This window comes from Vibrio ostreicida (genome assembly GCF_013074385.2).
Lineage (GTDB): Bacteria > Pseudomonadota > Gammaproteobacteria > Enterobacterales > Vibrionaceae > Vibrio > Vibrio ostreicida.
This window is the reverse complement of record NZ_JABEYA020000004.1, coordinates 120,717-139,170: the sequence shown is the minus strand read 5'-3', so window position 1 is coordinate 139,170 and position 18,454 is coordinate 120,717. Positions and strand designations below refer to the sequence as shown.

At 46.3% G+C, this 18,454-nt stretch carries 17 protein-coding genes; 6 read left to right on the top strand and 11 right to left on the bottom strand.

Annotation, left to right across the window (positions count from 1 at the left end):
* From HLM86_RS20215 to aroG, 3 genes are all read right to left on the bottom strand, one after another.
* Window positions 1-2,029 (bottom strand): retention module-containing protein (locus HLM86_RS20215; RefSeq protein WP_254868782.1); only part of this gene is annotated, 2,029 nt, incomplete at its 3' end.
* A 704-nt stretch (window positions 2,030-2,733) separates the two neighbouring features.
* Complete coding sequence (locus HLM86_RS08750; RefSeq protein ID WP_170882642.1) at window positions 2,734-3,642, bottom strand: aldo/keto reductase; 909 nt, start codon at window positions 3,640-3,642, stop codon at window positions 2,734-2,736.
* A 244-nt stretch (window positions 3,643-3,886) separates the two neighbouring features.
* Window positions 3,887-4,939, bottom strand: coding sequence for a 3-deoxy-7-phosphoheptulonate synthase AroG (gene aroG / locus HLM86_RS08745; RefSeq protein ID WP_076589650.1), 1,053 nt, complete (start codon window positions 4,937-4,939; stop codon window positions 3,887-3,889).
* Window positions 4,940-5,247: 308 nt separating this feature from the next.
* On the opposite strand from aroG, the gene HLM86_RS08740 reads away from it, so the two are divergent.
* The 4 genes from HLM86_RS08740 to HLM86_RS08725 all read left to right on the top strand — a co-directional run bounded on the left by HLM86_RS08740 (window position 5,248) and on the right by HLM86_RS08725 (window position 8,606).
* Window positions 5,248-5,964: an amino acid ABC transporter ATP-binding protein gene (locus tag HLM86_RS08740; protein ID WP_076589649.1), complete on the top strand. Its 717-nt coding sequence runs from the start codon at window positions 5,248-5,250 to the stop codon at window positions 5,962-5,964.
* Window positions 5,964-6,746: an amino acid ABC transporter permease gene (locus HLM86_RS08735; protein WP_076589648.1), complete on the top strand. Its 783-nt coding sequence runs from the start codon at window positions 5,964-5,966 to the stop codon at window positions 6,744-6,746. The genes HLM86_RS08740 and HLM86_RS08735 overlap by 1 nt, the downstream gene beginning before the upstream one ends.
* 29 nt (window positions 6,747-6,775) lie before the next feature.
* Window positions 6,776-7,618 (top strand): transporter substrate-binding domain-containing protein, encoded by an 843-nt coding sequence (locus tag HLM86_RS08730; RefSeq protein WP_076589647.1) that lies wholly within the window; start codon window positions 6,776-6,778, stop codon window positions 7,616-7,618.
* A 64-nt stretch (window positions 7,619-7,682) separates the two neighbouring features.
* Window positions 7,683-8,606 (top strand): amino acid ABC transporter permease, encoded by a 924-nt coding sequence (locus HLM86_RS08725; RefSeq protein ID WP_170882611.1) that lies wholly within the window; start codon window positions 7,683-7,685, stop codon window positions 8,604-8,606.
* Here the strand turns inward: HLM86_RS08725 and cyoE are convergent.
* The 4 genes from cyoE to HLM86_RS08705 are packed head-to-tail and all read right to left on the bottom strand — an operon-like array spanning window position 8,596 to window position 11,834.
* Window positions 8,596-9,495: a heme o synthase gene (gene cyoE, locus HLM86_RS08720; protein WP_076589645.1), complete on the bottom strand. Its 900-nt coding sequence runs from the start codon at window positions 9,493-9,495 to the stop codon at window positions 8,596-8,598. The genes HLM86_RS08725 and cyoE overlap by 11 nt on opposite strands.
* Window positions 9,492-10,523: a COX15/CtaA family protein gene (locus HLM86_RS08715; protein WP_170882610.1), complete on the bottom strand. Its 1,032-nt coding sequence runs from the start codon at window positions 10,521-10,523 to the stop codon at window positions 9,492-9,494. Before HLM86_RS08715 ends, cyoE begins: the two co-directional genes overlap by 4 nt.
* A 20-nt stretch (window positions 10,524-10,543) precedes the next feature.
* On the bottom strand, window positions 10,544-11,092 hold the full coding sequence (locus HLM86_RS08710) for a redox-active disulfide-containing membrane protein (protein ID WP_076589643.1): 549 nt from the start codon (window positions 11,090-11,092) through the stop codon (window positions 10,544-10,546).
* On the bottom strand, window positions 11,085-11,834 hold the full coding sequence (locus tag HLM86_RS08705; RefSeq protein WP_170882609.1) for an SURF1 family protein: 750 nt from the start codon (window positions 11,832-11,834) through the stop codon (window positions 11,085-11,087). The genes HLM86_RS08710 and HLM86_RS08705 overlap by 8 nt, the downstream gene beginning before the upstream one ends.
* Here HLM86_RS08705 and HLM86_RS08700 point away from each other — a divergent pair.
* Entirely contained in the window at window positions 11,824-12,063 is a 240-nt protein-coding gene (locus HLM86_RS08700; protein ID WP_076589641.1) for a DUF2909 domain-containing protein, read from the top strand. The genes HLM86_RS08705 and HLM86_RS08700 overlap by 11 nt on opposite strands.
* A gap of 12 nt (window positions 12,064-12,075) precedes the next feature.
* On the opposite strand, the gene HLM86_RS08695 is transcribed toward HLM86_RS08700, so the two are convergent.
* From HLM86_RS08695 to coxB, 4 genes are read right to left on the bottom strand one after another with little or no spacing between them, the layout of a single operon-like run.
* Entirely contained in the window at window positions 12,076-12,960 is an 885-nt protein-coding gene (locus tag HLM86_RS08695; protein WP_076589640.1) for a cytochrome c oxidase subunit 3, read from the bottom strand.
* Window positions 12,957-13,559 (bottom strand): cytochrome c oxidase assembly protein, encoded by a 603-nt coding sequence (locus tag HLM86_RS08690; RefSeq protein ID WP_170882608.1) that lies wholly within the window; start codon window positions 13,557-13,559, stop codon window positions 12,957-12,959. The genes HLM86_RS08695 and HLM86_RS08690 overlap by 4 nt, the downstream gene beginning before the upstream one ends.
* 10 nt (window positions 13,560-13,569) lie before the next feature.
* A complete protein-coding gene (ctaD, locus tag HLM86_RS08685) occupies window positions 13,570-15,231 on the bottom strand; it encodes a cytochrome c oxidase subunit I (protein ID WP_076589638.1) in 1,662 nt (553 codons plus the stop codon).
* Window positions 15,228-16,373, bottom strand: coding sequence for a cytochrome c oxidase subunit II (coxB, locus tag HLM86_RS08680; protein WP_076589637.1), 1,146 nt, complete (start codon window positions 16,371-16,373; stop codon window positions 15,228-15,230). The genes ctaD and coxB overlap by 4 nt, the downstream gene beginning before the upstream one ends.
* A gap of 350 nt (window positions 16,374-16,723) precedes the next feature.
* On the opposite strand from coxB, the gene HLM86_RS08675 reads away from it, so the two are divergent.
* On the top strand, window positions 16,724-18,433 hold the full coding sequence (locus HLM86_RS08675) for a phospho-sugar mutase (protein ID WP_170882607.1): 1,710 nt from the start codon (window positions 16,724-16,726) through the stop codon (window positions 18,431-18,433).
* The last annotated feature ends 21 nt before the right edge of the window (window positions 18,434-18,454 follow it).

Sequence of the window (18,454 nt, the reverse complement as noted above, 5' to 3'; positions counted from 1 at the left end):
CCACCCGATCTGCGCCTTCCACCGTGGTGAAGGTGCCGTCTTGGCTTAGGGCGCGGCTCTCTGGGCTGGAGCCGCTAGACAAATCGTTCTCTTCTACGTGCAACGCTTGGGCCGCGCTGATAGTGGGGCCGTCGTCTTTGACATCGATAATAATTTTGGCGGCTTCTATCACACCGCCGCCACCCACTAATTCAGAACGGTCACCGTCAGCATCAACCGCATAGACGGGCAATTCAACCACTAAAGACGCTTCATGGGTGCCCAAATGGTCTAAAGATTCCAACAAGGTAAATTCATATTTGCCTTGAGTTGGTGAATCAATCTTGACTTCAAAAACAGGCACTCGTGTCCCATTCAAGTCAATCACACCAGCATAGGTCCGTACGCCATTAACCTCAGAGGTAAGCTCCAACGTAATTTCTTGACCTTGCGAAGTCAAAGACCCATCAGTATTGAACTCATCAGGCGCCAACTCAAAATGGTCAAGCATGTCACTGCCAACGTCCACTGTGATGCGACCACTTCCAGAGATCGCCGTGCTGCCCGCCAGTGAACCCTGGGAAAGCCCAGATTCATCGATGCTGGTCAGCCGATCGACGTGAGTAATGACTGGGTTCATCCCATCGCTTATGGAAATATTGATGGTGTTGGTAACCGTATCCTGATCAAAGTCGACAATACGAGTTGGTAACGACAGTGAGATAGTGTCTGATTGGCTGTGTTCTAGTGGCTTAAATTGCTGATAATGGTAATGACCTTGCGTATCAACACTGACCGTCAACACCGGCTCACCTGAACCATCTATGGTTAGTGTGATGGTTGAACCATCATCGGATAATGTGGCGCTTGTGGTCTGATTGTCACTTAACAAGCCATCAAATTGCTGCAGTGCTTGACTGTCAAAAATTACCGATAAAAGTGCATCACTTCCGATTTCAACCAGATCGCCTTCCACAACCGCCGAGTTTGACTCGATAATAGCAACATCACTGTCTTGGGGAGTTGGGTTAAGGCCATCTGTAATCGACACCTGAGCATCAATTGGTGATTGAAGAGCGTTTCCGCCTGAGTCCATACCCGTGATTTCAAAGCTCACTGAAATCTGATCACCATTGATCGCCACTTGTCCGGCACCAATTGAATTAAGATGATCAATTGGCTGGCTTATAGTCGTTGTCAGATCAAGGGAAACATCTTTACCCACCTGAGTGGCGTCTATGACTATTCGAAGGACTTCGCCTTGATCGTTAACCCCTATAATCGCATTGTCCGTCGCATCATAGGTAAAGCTCACGGGTTTTCCTGAAGAACTGACCTCTGAATTGAGCTCTGCCAAAAGACTTGCCAGCGAGGTAGAATCGGGCACGAAACTGGTTGGGTCAAGCGCAAGGTTACCAGCGGAAACAAGGATTGTTCCAGTTTGAGACTGCGGATACGTGCCCGCGGATAAGCTCCCTTCAACGAGTCCCCCTGAGACGCGTTCACCTCCATTGGCATACACGAACTCATCGACTTCATTGTCATTTTCAGGATTCAGCGCATTGGGTTGGGAGGCCGTTTCAAAGAAAGTACTGGCAAGGACTTCAGTCCCGTTATAATCAATCGTTACAAAGCCGCCATTGGCCGAGTTAGCTCCACCCGCTCCAGCAGCGGTTGCTTCCAAAATTTGAGTCGGGTCAGCGCCACCTAGTATGGCATCCTGAATCGCAGTAATATCATCCTCGTTCAACGCACCTTCACCTAAGAGTGAGAGATCAAAACCGATATTCCCTTCGACTTCAGTGACCTGAAAACGGTCATCACTTTCGTCAGTCTGAATGTCCAATGCAAGCGCGTTTTGACCAATAAACCGAGATGCAGCACTATCACCTAACACAACGGAAGCATTTTGTGCTGTGATCAAGATTTCGTTCGGTTGAATAGTATCGCCTTTTGCGACTTGTCTTGCCTTTCCATCAGGCTGGACAGCAATAACCTCGCCAGTCAATTCTTCAACGATTCGCTCTTGGCGTGCTACTTGAACATTCATACTTTCCCCTTAATTTGACTCAACCCGTCAACAGCAATTAAGACACTTATTCATTATATTTTGGTGCATTGCCGACAAAAATATCAAATTCTATCTTTGATACCAGCACTGATTTTCTTTTCACCGACGACGAAGGCCGAACTGCGCTATAATATCGGAACTCCCTATCAAAAAAAACCTGCAAGCATTTGAAAATAAATAGTTTATTTATTTTTAAAATCCAAAATCTCACATTTAAGAATCGCACCAAAAACCTCAAGGCTGATCACTCACACTTTAGGTTAAACCACCATCGATACTCGACGCACTGTTGCAACAGCACGTTGTCCGCCATTGAGTCCGTTGAATCATCAGATTCAGCTTGAATGATTAATTATAGATAGTGCATCAAAAATAATGGGTGACTGATGTGATGGGATTATTCTGTCCAAAGTTGGCCTTGGCCTCTACTCATGCCAAGTGATGTCAGCCATCTAATCTGTGGCATCACTCTATATGGACAAGACGAAAGACTGGCGAGGTGAAAAGGTACACCCTTGTCGATGTACCTCAGCGAGAAATGACCTCGTTATACGTGAAGAGGTGAATAGATAAGTCAAAAAACACAGGCAAGCATCCATGCACCGTTCGAGTGCGGTAACCACTTATTCTATCCCTACCTCATCTTGGTTATTGACCAACGAACACTGGCAATATTCCTATTGTTAAGCGACTCCGTGTCCTTTAGACGCTACCCAAACTCGATACCACTGCTCACGTGTTAGCTCAATATCTAACGAGGAGATCGCCGCTTTAACCCTCTCAATTTTCCCAGAACCGATAATAGGAAGAGGATGAGAAGGCAAACGGTTTATCCACGCATAGATCACTTGATCAATGCTCTGCGCGCCAAGTTCGAAAGATAACTTTTCTAATTCTTTGCGTACCCGTACCACTTGTTGATCGTGCCCAGTAAACAAATGTCCTCCCCCCAGACAAGACCATGCCATGGGTTTAACTTGCTTCATTTGTAAGTGGTCAAGCGTCCCATCATCGACGACGCCAAAGTTGAGAGGGTTTATTTCAACCTGATTGGTCACCAGAGGTTTATCTAATCGCGACTGCAACAAATCAAACTGACTTGCCGTAAAGTTAGAGACGCCAAAATGTTTCACTTTACCAGCGTTGTGTAACTGCTCGAACGTATCCGCGACCTCATCCGCTTCCATCAAAGCATCTGGCCGATGAATCAGTAGCACGTCAATATGATCGACATTTAAGCGAGCCAGAGAGTTATTCACGGATTCACAGAGATGCGAAGCGCTCGTGTCATAATGATTCACTGTTCGCTGCGGGAAGCGATCGCTACACAATTTGATGTCACACTTAGTCACGATCTGTAGCTGCTGACGAATAGACGGTTGTAATTGAATCGCTTCACCAAACAAGGTTTCACAAGCATAATTACCATATATGTCGGCATGATCAACGGTCGTGATCCCCAATTCAACATGTTGTTTGATAAAAGACAGTCTTTGCTGCGCCGTCATCCCCCATTCAGCCAAACGCCAATAACCTTGCACTAACTGAGAAAATTCAGGGCCTTGAGGCGCTGTTGTCACTTTCGATATCATCAATTTTTCTCCAAGACGAACACGTGTTCCCTGCTCTCGTTTTATGTTTCGTTCATACCGGCTCACGGAGCATCCACCGATAAATTATATTTTGCTACGGTCACCAAACAACACAGCCCATACATTGATCGGTGACCTTGCCGCATTGTTGGTTTTTTCCCGAATAGGATGAAAAGTATTCGGTGGAATACTAAAACAAAAAAGCTCCTAAATCAGGAGCTTTTTGACATTAAGATGCTGGCTGTTATTTGTTCCGGCGAGCTTCCACTGCATCGGCCAATTGACGCAGTACTTTTTCAGTGTCCTGCCAACCGATACACGCGTCTGTAATTGACTGGCCGTATGTCGCCACTTCACCGTCCACCAAATCCTGACGGCCTTCAACCAAATGAGACTCGACCATGACACCAAAAATTGCGTCTTCACCCGAAGCAATCTGTGCAGAAACATCATCTGACACTAGCATTTGGCGCTTGAATTGCTTTGAACTATTGGCATGGCTGAAATCAATCATCACCTTCTGTGGCAGACCTGATGATTCTAGTTGTGACTTAATCGCACTGACATGTTCGGCACTATAATTAGGCTCTTTGCCACCACGAAGAATAATGTGACAATCGGGGTTACCCGCCGTTTCAATAATCGCTGAATGACCATATTTAGTCACAGAAAGAAAGTGATGCGATGCACTCGCACTGCGTATCGCGTCAGAGGCTATCTTAATATTGCCGTCGGTCCCATTTTTAAAACCAACAGGGCAAGAAATCCCCGACGCAAGTTCACGGTGAACCTGAGATTCAGTGGTACGAGCCCCGATCGCGCCCCAACTAATAAGATCAGCCACGTATTGCGGCGTGATCATATCAAGAAATTCACTCGCGGTTGGCAGGCCCATATCCGTGAGATCCAGCAGCAATTTACGCCCAATACGCAAACCGTCATTGATCTTAAACGTGTCATTCATATAAGGGTCGTTAATGAGGCCTTTCCAACCGACGGTTGTCCGCGGTTTTTCAAAGTAAACCCGCATCACTACTTCAAGGTGATCGCCTAATTCATCGCGCAGTACTTTTAAGCGCTGACCGTATTCGATCGCCGCTTCGGGATCATGAATAGAACAGGGACCAACAATCACTAATAGTCGATCATCTTTACCCTTCAATATATTAGAAATCGCTTCACGAGAACGGAACGTGGTTGAAGACGCGGTTTCAGTCGCCGGAAACTTCTCTAAAACAGCCACTGGCGGCAACAATTCTTTTACTTTACTTATTCTTACATCATCGGTTTGAAACATTGCTTACGTCTTCCTATTTTCTTAGCTTGAGCACAGCACCAAAGGCTGGTGGTACAAAAATGCTCTGTTTTAATTTTTGGGCTTCCCTGTAACTTATCTATCAAAAACCCTGCTTGCAACCACTTTTTTAAACAAAAGGCAATATTTCTGCATTTTTTACAATTATAATTAAATGTAATAAAAATTTTACACGCGCCAAAAGGCGCTACTCAGATCAGGTTTAGGACACACACCGAACCCAATCAGGTGCAATTTCTCTCTAATGTGCTATGGTGGCCAAAACATATAAACTCAGTTGCATTCAGGGCATGAAAGCCATTAATTTTACAAAGATTAACAAGTGGTATGGTCATTTTCAGGTATTGAAAGAGATCAGTCTCTCGGTCAATAAAGGTGAGAAGGTGGTCATTTGCGGCCCCTCAGGCTCAGGAAAATCAACTTTGATTCGCACTATCAATGGATTGGAAGGCGTTTGCCAAGGCCAGATTAGTGTACTGGGTCTGCCCATTTCCAAAGTCCCCGCGGGAAAAATTGGTATGGTTTTTCAGCATTTTAACTTGTTTCCGCATCTTTCTGTTCTCGACAATCTCATACTCGCGCCAATGCGCACGTTAAAACTGGGCAAAAAAGAAGCCATCGACGTCGCCATGCACTTTTTGCGCAAAGTGAAGATCAGCGAACAAGCAAATAAATACCCGATTCAACTCTCTGGTGGCCAACAGCAACGTGTCGCTATTGCCCGCTCTTTATGTATGAAGCCCGAAATCTTATTGTTTGATGAACCCACCTCAGCGTTGGACCCTGAAACAATCCATGAAGTACTTGACGTGATGACCGATCTCGCTAACGACGGCATTACCATGATGTGCGTCACGCATGAAATGGGCTTTGCACGGCAAGTCGCCGATCGGGTGATCTTTATGGATCAAGGTGAAATTATCGAGGTTGGCCCACCTGAGCAGCTATTCTCTCAACCTCAACATGCCCGAACCAAGCAGTTCCTCGACAAGATAATCAGTCACTAATGAAACGCGTTATCTCTGCTCTGACTCAAATAGCCTTTGTCGTTATCGCCCTATGGTGGTTGCTAGATTCCGGTGCCAAAGCCATGGACTATCGATGGCAATGGCATCGGGTTGTCGACTACATTGCTTTCTATGAAGATAAACAGTGGTGGCCTGCTGAATTGAGTGAAGGATTATGGGTAACCCTTCAATTGTCTTTCCTAAGCTTGATATTTACTCTGATTATCGGCGTATCGACCGCCTTGTTAAAACGGTCACATTCTGTGGTAGGTCGGCTATTAGCCAACGGTTATGTAGAGTTAATTCGAAACACACCGCTCCTTGTCCAGATTTATTTGCTGTATTTTGTGTTTGGACCTGTCATTGGGCTGGATAGATTCGCGACCGCGGTTTTGGCATTATCTTTATTTCAAGGCGCTTACACCGCTGAAATTGTACGTGGTGGCCTAAATAGCATCGAAAAAGGGCAGCGGGAAGCAGCAAGGTCTTTGGGCCTAAGTCCTCTGTCAACCTATTGCGACATCATCTTTCCTCAACTCATCCAAAGAACGCTGCCGTCATTGACCAATGAGGTGGTATCCCTAGTTAAAAATTCGTCAATCGTCAGTGTCATGGCGATCTTTGATTTAACAACCCAAGGAAGAAATATTGTTTCAGAAACGGCGATGCCGTTTGAGATATGGTTTACCGTCGCAGCGATTTATTTGCTGCTCACTGTATCATTATCTGGCATTGCAGCATTGATAGAACACAAGTTAGGCGCAAGCTGGCGAGAACAATAATGGGACAAAGAAAACAATAAGGAAATCCAATGATAAAAACGAAAAGAAACAGACAAGTGCTGAGTTTGTTACTGAAAGCCATCACACTCACGTTTGGTTTAATGATCGCCATGTCTTCGTCTTTTGCCAAAGACACGCCAAACCTCGATAAGATAAACGAGCGTGGCACACTGCGCGTTGGTATGTCGACATTTGTCCCATGGGCAATGCGTGACAAGCAGGGTGAACTCATTGGCTTTGAAATTGATGTAGCTCAACGACTGGCTGCCGACTCTGGTTGGAAAATTGAGTTCATTCCAACCGCTTGGGACGGCATCATTCCTGCTCTGCTCGCAAAGAAATTTGATGTCATTATTGGTGGGATGAGTATCACGCCAGAACGGTCAAAAAGCGTGCTATTTTCGACACCTTACTCTCATTCTGGCGTTCAGTTGGCGGCCAGCAAGCAGTTAGCAGCCAAATATTCTGAACTCAATGATTTTAATTCACGTCGAATTAAGATCGCAGCTCGCCGAGGGGCGTTTACAGTCCAGATCGCACGTGAAACCTTCCCAAAAGCAAAAATACTTCAATTTGATGATGAAGCTCAAGCTTTCCAAGAAGTCTTAAATGGCAACGCCCATGCTGTCATTGCCTCTAGCCCGAAACCCGAACACGAAGCACTGAAACACATTGACAAACTTTTCATTCCTTTCACCGAACGTCTGTCCAGAGGAAATGAAGCCTTTGCCGTCAGATTAGGCGAGAGTGACAAACAAGCCTTTTTCAACCAATGGATTGAGGCAAGAACTGAAGATGGCTGGTTAGCGTCGCGCTACGAATATTGGTTTTCAACCTTAGACTGGCAGAAAAGCATTGCTTCCGGCAATTAAGCGCCTAGCGGCGGAGCCTCATTCAGGCAATGCTTTACTCATTGGACATCAAACGGAACTTTAGGTGGATAGAGAAACAACCTTACCGAGGCCTACGGCCAGTGTAAAACGCTGGTCCCTCAACTCACTCGACATCATACTACTGGCATTAGGCGCTTTAGTGCTCGTGTGGCTTTACCAACGTGCTTCTATTGGGGTTCAATACCAGTGGCAATGGAATGAGGTGTTCGCGTTACTTCTCAACCGAAGAGCCGATGGGTCAATGCCTTATATCTTTCAAGGTGTGTTTTCAACCTTAAGGCTCAGTCTATGGGGGCTAGCGATCGCTGTAGTGTTTGGCACTCTACTTGGCATCGCCCGTCAATCACAATGTTCGATTTTTCGAGCAACAGCCACCCTCTATGTCCAACTAATAAGGAATATACCGCCACTTGTCTTTGTCTTCATTTTCTATTTCTTTATCTCGAATCAGCTGATCCCTTTATTGGGCCTTGACGCTATCCTTAGACACAACTCCAATGAAAGTAACACGATAGCACACTTTCTTTTTGGCCCCAGTTTTCTTAGGGAGAACCTGCTTTCCGGCGTACTGTGTGTCGGCTTACTTTCCGCCGCCTACATAGCGGAAATTGTCCGCTCCGGTATAGCAAACATACCAAAGGGGCAATACGAAGCGGTGCACTCACTTGGCTTATCCAAGTGGGTTAAGTACCGTGACATTATCGCCCCACAAGTCCTAGCCAGCATCACGCCAGCCATTGCAGGTCAAGCGATCTCCTTGGTCAAAGATACTGCTATCGTCTCCCTTATCTCAATTCAGGAACTCACCTTTGTTGGAAGTGAAATCGCGAATTCATCCGGTTTAATTTTTGAAGTATGGATAGTGATTGGAGCCGCATACTTGCTCTTTTGCTCGACCCTTTCCTTCCTGTTTAGAAGATTGGAAACCCGCGCGCTTAAACACCAAAAAATAGACTCTATCCGATGAGATAGTGCTCGACCAGTAACGCGCTGAACAAGAGCATCAGATGCCAAATAGAAAACACAAACGTTTTGAATGCTTGTCTTTCTTGCTGGAAAAATTTCAGTTTCCAAGCATGATAGACAAACAATGAACAGAGAATAGAGACTGCCGTCAGATAGAATAACCCAGCCATACCTACCAATACTGGGAACAAACAAACCAAGAACAATAATACCGTGTAGAGCAATATTGAGGTTTTTGTGTATTCCTCTCCATGGGTGACCGGCAACATAGGGATATTGGCTTTGGCATAATCATCTTTACGGTGGATAGCCAGCGCCCAAAAATGGGGAGGAGTCCAGATGAAGATGATCATAACCAACAACCACGCGTTAGCATGCAACTCTCCTGTAACAGCGGTCCAACCCAATAATGGCGGCATTGCGCCGGCGATGCCCGCAATAACAATATTTTGTGGGGTCGCCCGCTTAAGATACAAGGTATAGATAACCGCATACCCAAGTAAACTGGCTAATGTCAGTCCTGCGGTCAAGGCGTTGACCCAAAGGTACAAAATTCCAAAGCCCACGACACCAATGCTAACAGCGAATACAAACACCCCTCTGACACTCAACTCACCCGAGGGTAAAGGTCGTTTATAAGTCCGAGCCATCACCGCATCAATACGTCGGTCAATTAAGTGGTTAAATGCCGCCGCTGAACCCGCCATCAGAGCAATACCGACCATACCAAGCACCGCTTGTTTTATGGGTAACGCTCCTGGCACCGCTAAGCACATGCCAACCAAGGCAGTCAATAGCATTAATGCAACAACCTTGGGCTTCGTCAACGTGAGATAAGTACGCCATAAGGAGCGTTCTTGCTGAGAAAAATGTCCAATAATGTCACTCATAGTGAGCCCTCCTGACTAAAAATATGGGTCGTAGAGACCGTATTTTGGCGCTGCCTAACCAATAGATAATTCACATGAAGAACGGACAACAAAAGCATGGCGGCAGCAATATTGTGTCCCACCGCAACCACCAGCGGTAGGCTTAATAAAACATTGCCTAGGCCCAAGCTAATTTGCAGCAGTAGCATTAATAGCATGTACATTGCCGCCCTTTTTAATCGGGTATCACCACGAGAAAAAATCATATACAGTAAGGCGCTACTAAATACAGTCACCAGTAAAGCACCAAACCTGTGAGTAATATGAATGGTCATTCTTGCGTCATAGTCTAGCGTTCCAAACTCATAACTATCTTGTTCGGGCTGGATCAATTGAAAAGCATGCTCAAAGTTTAGGTAATTAACCCAATCGCCCTCACAAATTGGTAAACTGGTACACATTAGGGCGGCGTAATTCGACGAAGTCCACCCCCCAAGCCCTATCTGAACCACAATCAAACCTAAGCAAAATAGTGCAAGATTCCTTAAGCGCTTTGATGACACAAAATGGCGATGATGATATGTTTTGTCACACAGCCGCCAGTAAAGAATGGCCAACAGGCTCAGGAGCGTGAACCCTCCCAATAGGTGGCCCATGACAACCACAGGCATCAACTTCATGGTCACCGTCCACATACCCAACAGCGCCTGAAAAACCACCACCAGCGAAATAAAGATCGGCAAACTAGGCGGCAACATCCTAGTTTTGATTGTTAAGACCGAAATTAAAAACACCACCAGCCCCAATGTACCGGCAAAGTAACGATGCACCATTTCCAACCAAGCTTTGTTCGATTCGATCGTTAACGAAGGGTAAAGCGTATTGGCCAGTGCTATCTCATGCTGATCAGTGGGCACGGTAAGATGTCCGTAGCAGCCCGGCCAATCGGGGCACCCCAAACCCGCGTCGGCTAACCGAGTATAAGCGCCCAACATAATGACCATGAGGGTTAAAATGAGGCTAAAACGCACTAAGTTGATCAATCCCATAATCGGTTCCTTGCCTAGTATTAACCCACTCTGGAGAGTTTCAATAGCTTGCGAAGATCCGCCAGAACATCTTTACTCTGGCTTATCAAATCTTGCTTTGAGTCCATTTTGGGGTAGCGCATCACCAATTGGCCCAAAGGATCAACGATGACGTATTCAAAATCAGCAATAACCTGATGAAAAGCCTCATTCACTTCTATAGCATCAAACCCACTTTGCGCAATAACCGAGCGGTCACTTAAGCCAGAGACGAGAAGGACAGGCGCCACACGACTTTGGTACTTCCCCAGAGCCAAATGACTTTGGCCAAGTAGATACACCTGCTTCTGACAGAATTGGTCACACTGCTGCGGAAGCAAGTAGCCTAATTGCCATTGCTGGCGATTTAGCGGGTTATCGAGACCCAAAGCAGAAAAGCTCTGTTTGGGCTCAATCAGTTGACCTTTATTCGTCACCCCAGAGGAGTACCAATGATTGACCAAAAAGGTTTTTGCAATAAGCGCAGGTAGCGCAAACATCACGACCAAACCAACCAAAATAAGCCGGCCTCTGATTACAGGGTTAACCATTCGATTTTCCTCGTTTTATGGCTCGTACAAGCATCCACAAGCTCAGCAATAGCAGCGCGGTCGCCATAGCGAACCATTGAACAGCATACCCAAAATGTTTTTCTGAACTCAAAGGGACAGGCACCCACGGCTGTTGATAGGGCCAATCCAAAGATTGAGGTTGCAATACATAAGGCGCAATTGGGTGCTGCCAATATTGTTCAAGCTGCTTTATATTAAGATTTTGAATTCGATGAGGGATTTGTGACTCTATATGTAATGCATGGCTTAGCGGGTTCTCCGAACGTTGGTATAGTCTCCCACTCAAAGATAGGGGGCGTGCCAACCATTCAACCTGCGGTAATAGAGCCCGCTGACGCATTGCTGCGACAAATCCAAGTTCAACCAAGATGGCCCGTTCAGGTGCAAAAAGCATCAGTTGATAAGCGAGGTAACCCACCTTTCCCTGATAAGTCTGATTATCGAGTAATACATATTTTCCTTCGAGAGGAATCAAATCCGCAGACACTCTGGTTCCGGTCAAATAGTCATTATTTGACACTTCAAAAACACTAAGCTCAATTTCAGCCATGTTTTTCCGAGAATCCAATATGGTTTCCATCTGCTGTTTGAGCTCCGCTCTTGATAACTGCCACAAGCCCAATTTGACCAAAATAGAAAAGGCGGTCACAGTTACTAACACAACAACCCAGAAAGAATACGATTTCACTAATCCAAACAAGGAAGCCTTTATGGTACTCATATTCAAATCATTGCTGGTCATGTTACTACTGTTCATTATCGTTAACCTCTTCCGGGCCATGTTTACAATGGTTAAAGGGCCTGAAGCAGACAGAAATGACCAAACGACAGAAACCAAGCCAATGAGCTTTTATCTTGGCCGTCGAGTCCTCTTCTCTGCATTAGCTGTCGTCTTACTCATCGCGGCTCTGTTATCAGGTTGGTTAGAGCCGAATATCAGGCCCTACTAATACCATGTCGTTTCAAAGAACATAAACAAAGACAAATAAGCACAACCACACAACATCAACAAAATGCCAGTACCAACTCCCAGCCTGAAACGCAAAATGGTCTTTAGGGGTAAAATGATCTTTGGCAATACGGGCGAGTAGAACGATCAATATGGTGGTACCAAGTAAGACATGCATGCCGTGAAAGCCCGTCAATAAGAAAAAGGTGTTGCCATACACACCAGATTGAAGGGTTAAATCAAGATCCTGATAGGCATGTATATATTCAACACCCTGATAATAAAGAAAGAAACAAGCCAACACTATGGTGAGTTCAAGCCACACAATCAGAGCCATACGCTTATTTTTTTCAAGGCTAATATGCGCCATATGCAGAGTGATGGAAGAGGCCAGTAGGATAATCGTGTTAACTAAAGGTATCCCTTTCCAACTCATCGCTTGCGTTGTCGTGCCGTCGGGTGTCGTAGTTAAAGGCCAAAGGGCATCGAATGCCGGCCATAACACTTCATGGGTCATAGCATTGTTACTTGCCCCACCAAGCCAAGGAACTGCGACCATTCTTGCGTAAAACAAAGCACCAAAAAAGGCACCAAAAAACATCAGCTCTGAAAAGATAAACCAACTCATTCCCTGCCTAAATGAACGCGAAATTTGCTCTGAATATTTGCCCGCTAAAGATTCGCTGATCACATTACTAAACCAACCTGCGAACATGTAGAGCAAGAAAATGAAACCCGTGAGTAAGATGAGCTTACCAAAAACGCTGCCATCACCACCCTCAGACATATTCTGCACCGTCAATCCTGCACCAACCGCAATCAGAAAGAGAGACACTGCGCCAACAATGGGCCAACTGCTTTGCGCTGGTACATAGTAAGACTGATGTTTTGAACTCATGGCATTGCTCCTTGCTGGATCATATCGCCAATGGCGTTAACACTCGCCACTTCGACAGAATCGGCCGTTTTTTGTGTAATGTCATATAAGGTATAGGAAAGGGTTAATGTATGAATCGAATCAGGAATGTCAGGTTCGATATAAAAAATCAGAGGCATCTCTGCGCTGGCTAAGCTTTCCAATGGCTGATGATTAAAACAAAAGCACTCGATTTTATTAAAATAAGAAGCCCCTTGCCCCGGTGATACCGAAGGCACAGCCTGACCAATCGTTGCTATCTTTGATTGGTTGGTTGCCAAGTAAGCCGTTTGTATCACTTCACCAGGATGAACTTCCAAATAGCGTTGCTTAGGCTCAAACAGCCATGGCATTCCCTGATTTAAATGGGCCATAAACTCAACACGAATGACTCGTGATGTGTCCGGAACCATGCCTTGAGGTTGTATTGCCGATTCGGTGTTGGTTTTTCCATTGATGCCTAATGTTTCACACATCACATCGTAAATGGGCACAAGGGCGAAACCAAACCCAAACATTGCAACCACAGCCGCCAGAAGCTTAAGAGTTAACTGATTGTTTGACTGGGCCTGCTTGTTCATGATCAGCTCCTCAATCCACTTTTGGTGGCGTAGAGAAGGTATGGTGCGGGGCCGGACTTGGGACGGTCCATTCGAGCCCTTCCGCGCGTTCCCAAGATTTCGCTTCTGCTTGCTCGCCGCCGCGAATACACTTGATCACCAACCAAAGAAAAATCAATTGAGACAAACCAAATGCAAAGCCACCAATAGAGACAATCTGATTAATATCGGCAAACTGAATAGCGTAATCTGGAATCCGCCTTGGCATTCCCGCTAAACCCAAAAAGTGCATCGGGAAGAACAACACATTGACTGATATCACCGAACTCCAGAAATGCCATAGACTCAGCCGATGGTCATACATATGCCCTGTCCACTTCGGCAGCCAGTAATACGCCGCCGCCATTATTGAAAACACCGCCCCCGACACCAACACGTAATGAAAATGCGCCACAACAAAATAGGTGTCATGATATTGGAAGTCAGCGGGAACAATGGCCAGCATCAGACCGGATAAGCCGCCAATCGTAAACAAAATGATAAAAGCAATCGCAAACAGCATCGGTGTTTCAAATGTCATCGCGCCGCGCCACATCGTCGCGACCCAGTTAAACACTTTGACGCCAGTGGGCACCGCGATCAGCATAGTACAATACATAAAGAAGAGTTCGGCGAAAACGGGCATCCCCGTTGTAAACATATGGTGGGCCCAGACCAGAAAAGAAAGCAAAGCGATACTGCAAGTCGCGTACACCATTGAGTGGTAGCCAAATAGTTTTTTTCCACTAAAGGCGGGAATAATCGCCGACACGATACCGAAAGAAGGCAAAATCATAATGTAAACTTCGGGATGGCCGAAGAACCAAAAGATGTGCTGGAACATAACGGGGTCCCCACCTCCCGCAGCATCGAAAAAGGACGTACCAAAATACTTGTCGGTCAGTACCATAGTGACAGCCCCGGCCAGCACGGGCATTACCGCAATCAATAAAAAGGCCGTGATCAACCAAGTCCAAACAAACATGGGCATCTTAAACCACGTCATGCCTGGAGCTCGCATATTGACGATGGTCACAATCACATTGATGGCTCCCATAATCGAACTGATCCCCATAATATGCACAGAAAACACGAACAACGCGGTGCTATCCGGACCATACGTGGTCGATAACGGCGCATAGAAGGTCCAGCCAAAATCAGGCCCTCCACCTTCTGTAAACAGCGAAGCGAGTAAAATCAAGAAGGCGAAAGGGAGGATCCAAAAACTGAGATTATTCATTCTCGGTAGCGCCATGTCAGGTGCACCAATCATCATCGGAATCATCCAGTTCGCCAACCCAGTGAACGCTGGCATCACAGCACCAAACACCATGATCAAACCATGAACAGTGGTCATCTGATTGAAGAACTGCGGTTCGACCAGTTGAAGGCCCGGCTGAAACAGCTCGGCGCGGATGATCATGGCCATCGCACCGCCAGTCAAGAACATAATAAAACTGAACCAAAGGTAAAGCGTCCCAATGTCCTTATGATTAGTCGAATATAGCCAGCGAGTAATACCCTGCGGCGCATCATGGTGCTCGTGCTCATCAAGGGCGATTGCGGTGCTGTTTGCTCTGCCTAGTTCACCGTCTGCGGCGGGCGCAGATTTTACTGTTTGAGATACGATTGACTCTGGTTTGGACGTTTTCATTGCCCCTCCTCGGATGCTTTGAAGGCATTCACATCGGCTGCCTGAACCACATCACCAACACTGTTACCTAACCCATTACGCTGGTACGTGACCACCGCAGCAATTTCTCTGTCCGTCAGCTGATTTGCAAAAGCTTGCATCGCCGTACCCGAACGCCCATTGACCACAATATCAATATGATCGCTGACTGCTCCGGTAGCGACTTTACTGCCTGTAATCGCAGGGAAAGCCCCTGGAATACCCGCCCCGCTGACCTGATGGCAAACAGAACATCTATCCACATAAACACTCTCACCCTGAGCCATCAGTTCTTGTTTGGACAAGGTCGCCGTCAGTGATGCCGCCGCGTCTTGTTTGGCTTGTTTGATCTCTTGTTTTTTGGCCAACAACCACTGTTCGTATTCGTCTTCTTCAAGTGCTTGGACCACCACAGGCATAAACCCATGAGCACGCCCACAAAGTTCAGCGCACTGGCCTCGATAGACGCCGGGCTTATCAATACGTGTCCAAGCTTCATTGATGAACCCCGGAATTGTGTCTTTCTTCACCGCGAAATCTGGTACCCACCATGAATGGATAACATCATCGGATGTCATCAGAAAACGAACCTTTCTATTGATGGGTAACACTAACGGGTTATCGACTTCGAGGAGATACTGAGCACCTTTGGCTTCAATACCGTCAATGGCTTTCTGACTGGTCGCAAGCAAACTGAAGAATTCGACATCTTCACCGAAGTAGCTGTAGTGCCACTTCCATTGCGAACCGGTAATCTTAATCGTCAAATCAGACTGAGACGTATCTTCCATTGCCACTAAAGTGCGTGTCGCAGGGATCGCCATCAATACGAGAATAACAATTGGAATCACCGTCCATATGACCTCGACTTTGGTACTTTCATGAAAGTTTGCCGCCACGGCACCTTTGGATTTTCGGTGGTGGTACATGGAGTAGAACATGGCACCAAAAACAATGACGGCAATGACGCAACAGATGTAGAAGATCAGCATATGCAAGTCATAGACCTGTTCGCTAATATTCGTCACCCCTTTGGTCATGTTGAAGGTGTTTTGTTGTGCGATTGCTGAAGGAATAAAACCAATCAACAGCAAGTTTACTAGTAAAGCCTGTAATCTTCTCAAAAGACCTCTCCTCTGTCTGAGGTTGTATCTCTGATGATTTAACCAAGATGCCCGCTCGCATCCGTGATGCAAAAAACGTCTTTAATGGGCTAAAAAAGAAAAGCTAAATACCGCTAACATGATGTAAATTGTTATATTTGTGTAAACAAAACTAACTGCCGTTTACAATTTTTGCAAGAAAGTGTAAGCGGAAATGTCGCCCTGAACACCCGATTAAATTCGATATTGATCGCACTATTCAATTTTAGCGATTGCGTACTCGGTAATGATAATCAGTATCGCTTAATACTCTTCATTATTTCCCCGAATGTCATACACTTGGGAAAACGATATCAAAAGGTAAACTCGCTATGATCGAACAAGTGACGCATTGGTTGGAAAACGATCCAGACCCACACACTCGTGCAGAGCTTCAACACCTCCTAGACCAAGAGAAATCGCAGGAACTAGCCGACAGATTCAGCCAACGATTAGCGTTCGGCACGGCAGGTTTAAGAGGAAAAGTGGGGGGGGGGCCCAATCGTATGAATCGACTCGTGATTCAACAAACGGCAACGGGCTTAGGTCGCTATCTCATCCAACAGGTTAAAGATGCAAAAAACCGTGGCGTCGTCATTGGCTATGATGGCCGCCCAGATTCTCAACAATTTGCTCACGATACCGCCTCAGTGCTGACGGCGATGGGCATCAAGGTCTACTTAACTTGGGACGTCGCTGCGACTCCGATTGTGGCCTTTGGCGTACGCCACTTTAATGCTGCTGCCGCAGTGGTTGTAACCGCGAGCCATAATCCACCCGAATACAACGGTTTTAAAGTTTACTGGGAAAACGGTGCTCAGATCATCCCACCTCATGATGCCGGCATCGCTGACCAGATTGATCTTGCCGCCAATCAGTCGATATCATTAATCGACTTGCAAGAGGCTGAAAAACAACAAAAGTTAGTATGGTTGGACAGTGACTACTATCAGGCTTATCGTCAAGCCATGAACACCAACCCCTTGTTAACTAATCATCAACAACCAGAGTCTGTCAGTATTGCTTATACCGCCATGCACGGGGTAGGCGCTAATATGGCAGAAGCGTTGCTGAACGACGCGGGCTTTTGTCAAGTTTACAGTGTTGCAGAACAGCGTGAGCCTGACGGCGCTTTCCCCACGGTCGCGTTTCCGAACCCCGAAGAAGCCGGCGCGATGGACAGGGTCGTCGCCTTAGCGAAAGCCAATAATGCCGATATCGCTTGTGCCAATGACCCAGACGCAGACCGATTTGCGGTCGCCGCCAAAACAAACAGTGGTGAGTACAAAATGCTGACTGGCGATCAAGTCGGTGTGCTGTTTGGTCACTACCTTCTGAGTCAAACCCAGCCTTCAAAGTCACTGATCGGCAATACGATTGTTTCATCGACCCTGTTACAAAAGATAGCTCAGGCACACGGCGCAGAATATTACCAAACCCTGACCGGATTTAAGTGGCTGACGAATGTCGCGATGGACAAACAATCGGACGGCAACGTATTTCTGTTCGCGTATGAAGAAGCCCTTGGCTACACCATAGGAAATAAAGTGTGGGACAAGGACGGGTTATCGGCAATCGTCGCTTTTGCGCAGTTAGTGGCTGAGCAGAAAGCGCAAGGGAAATCCGTATGGGATCAGCTGGAGTGCATCTACAGACAACATGGTCTGTATGTCAATGTCCAGCACAGCATGGCTCTTGACCCATCAGCCCCACCTATTGGTGACAAATTAAGAGCAGCGCAACCGTCTCAAATCGCTGGGCGAGAAATTGAAGCCATTGATGATCTCAACACATCCACCAAGACCTTAATGGACGGCAAAACAATACCCATTGATTTACCGACCAGTGATGTTCTTATCTATCATTTATCTGGAGGGGCACGTGTCATTGTTCGACCATCCGGGACAGAACCAAAACTGAAGTGTTATTACGAAGTGGTTGAACGGTTTGACCGTGAGGACTCTTTTACCCTGACACAAGAAAAAGCGGAACTGGCGATGGATATGCTAATTAGTGAGCACCAAAATAGTCTCGCTCACTAATACTGTCTAAATCGGTGTAAG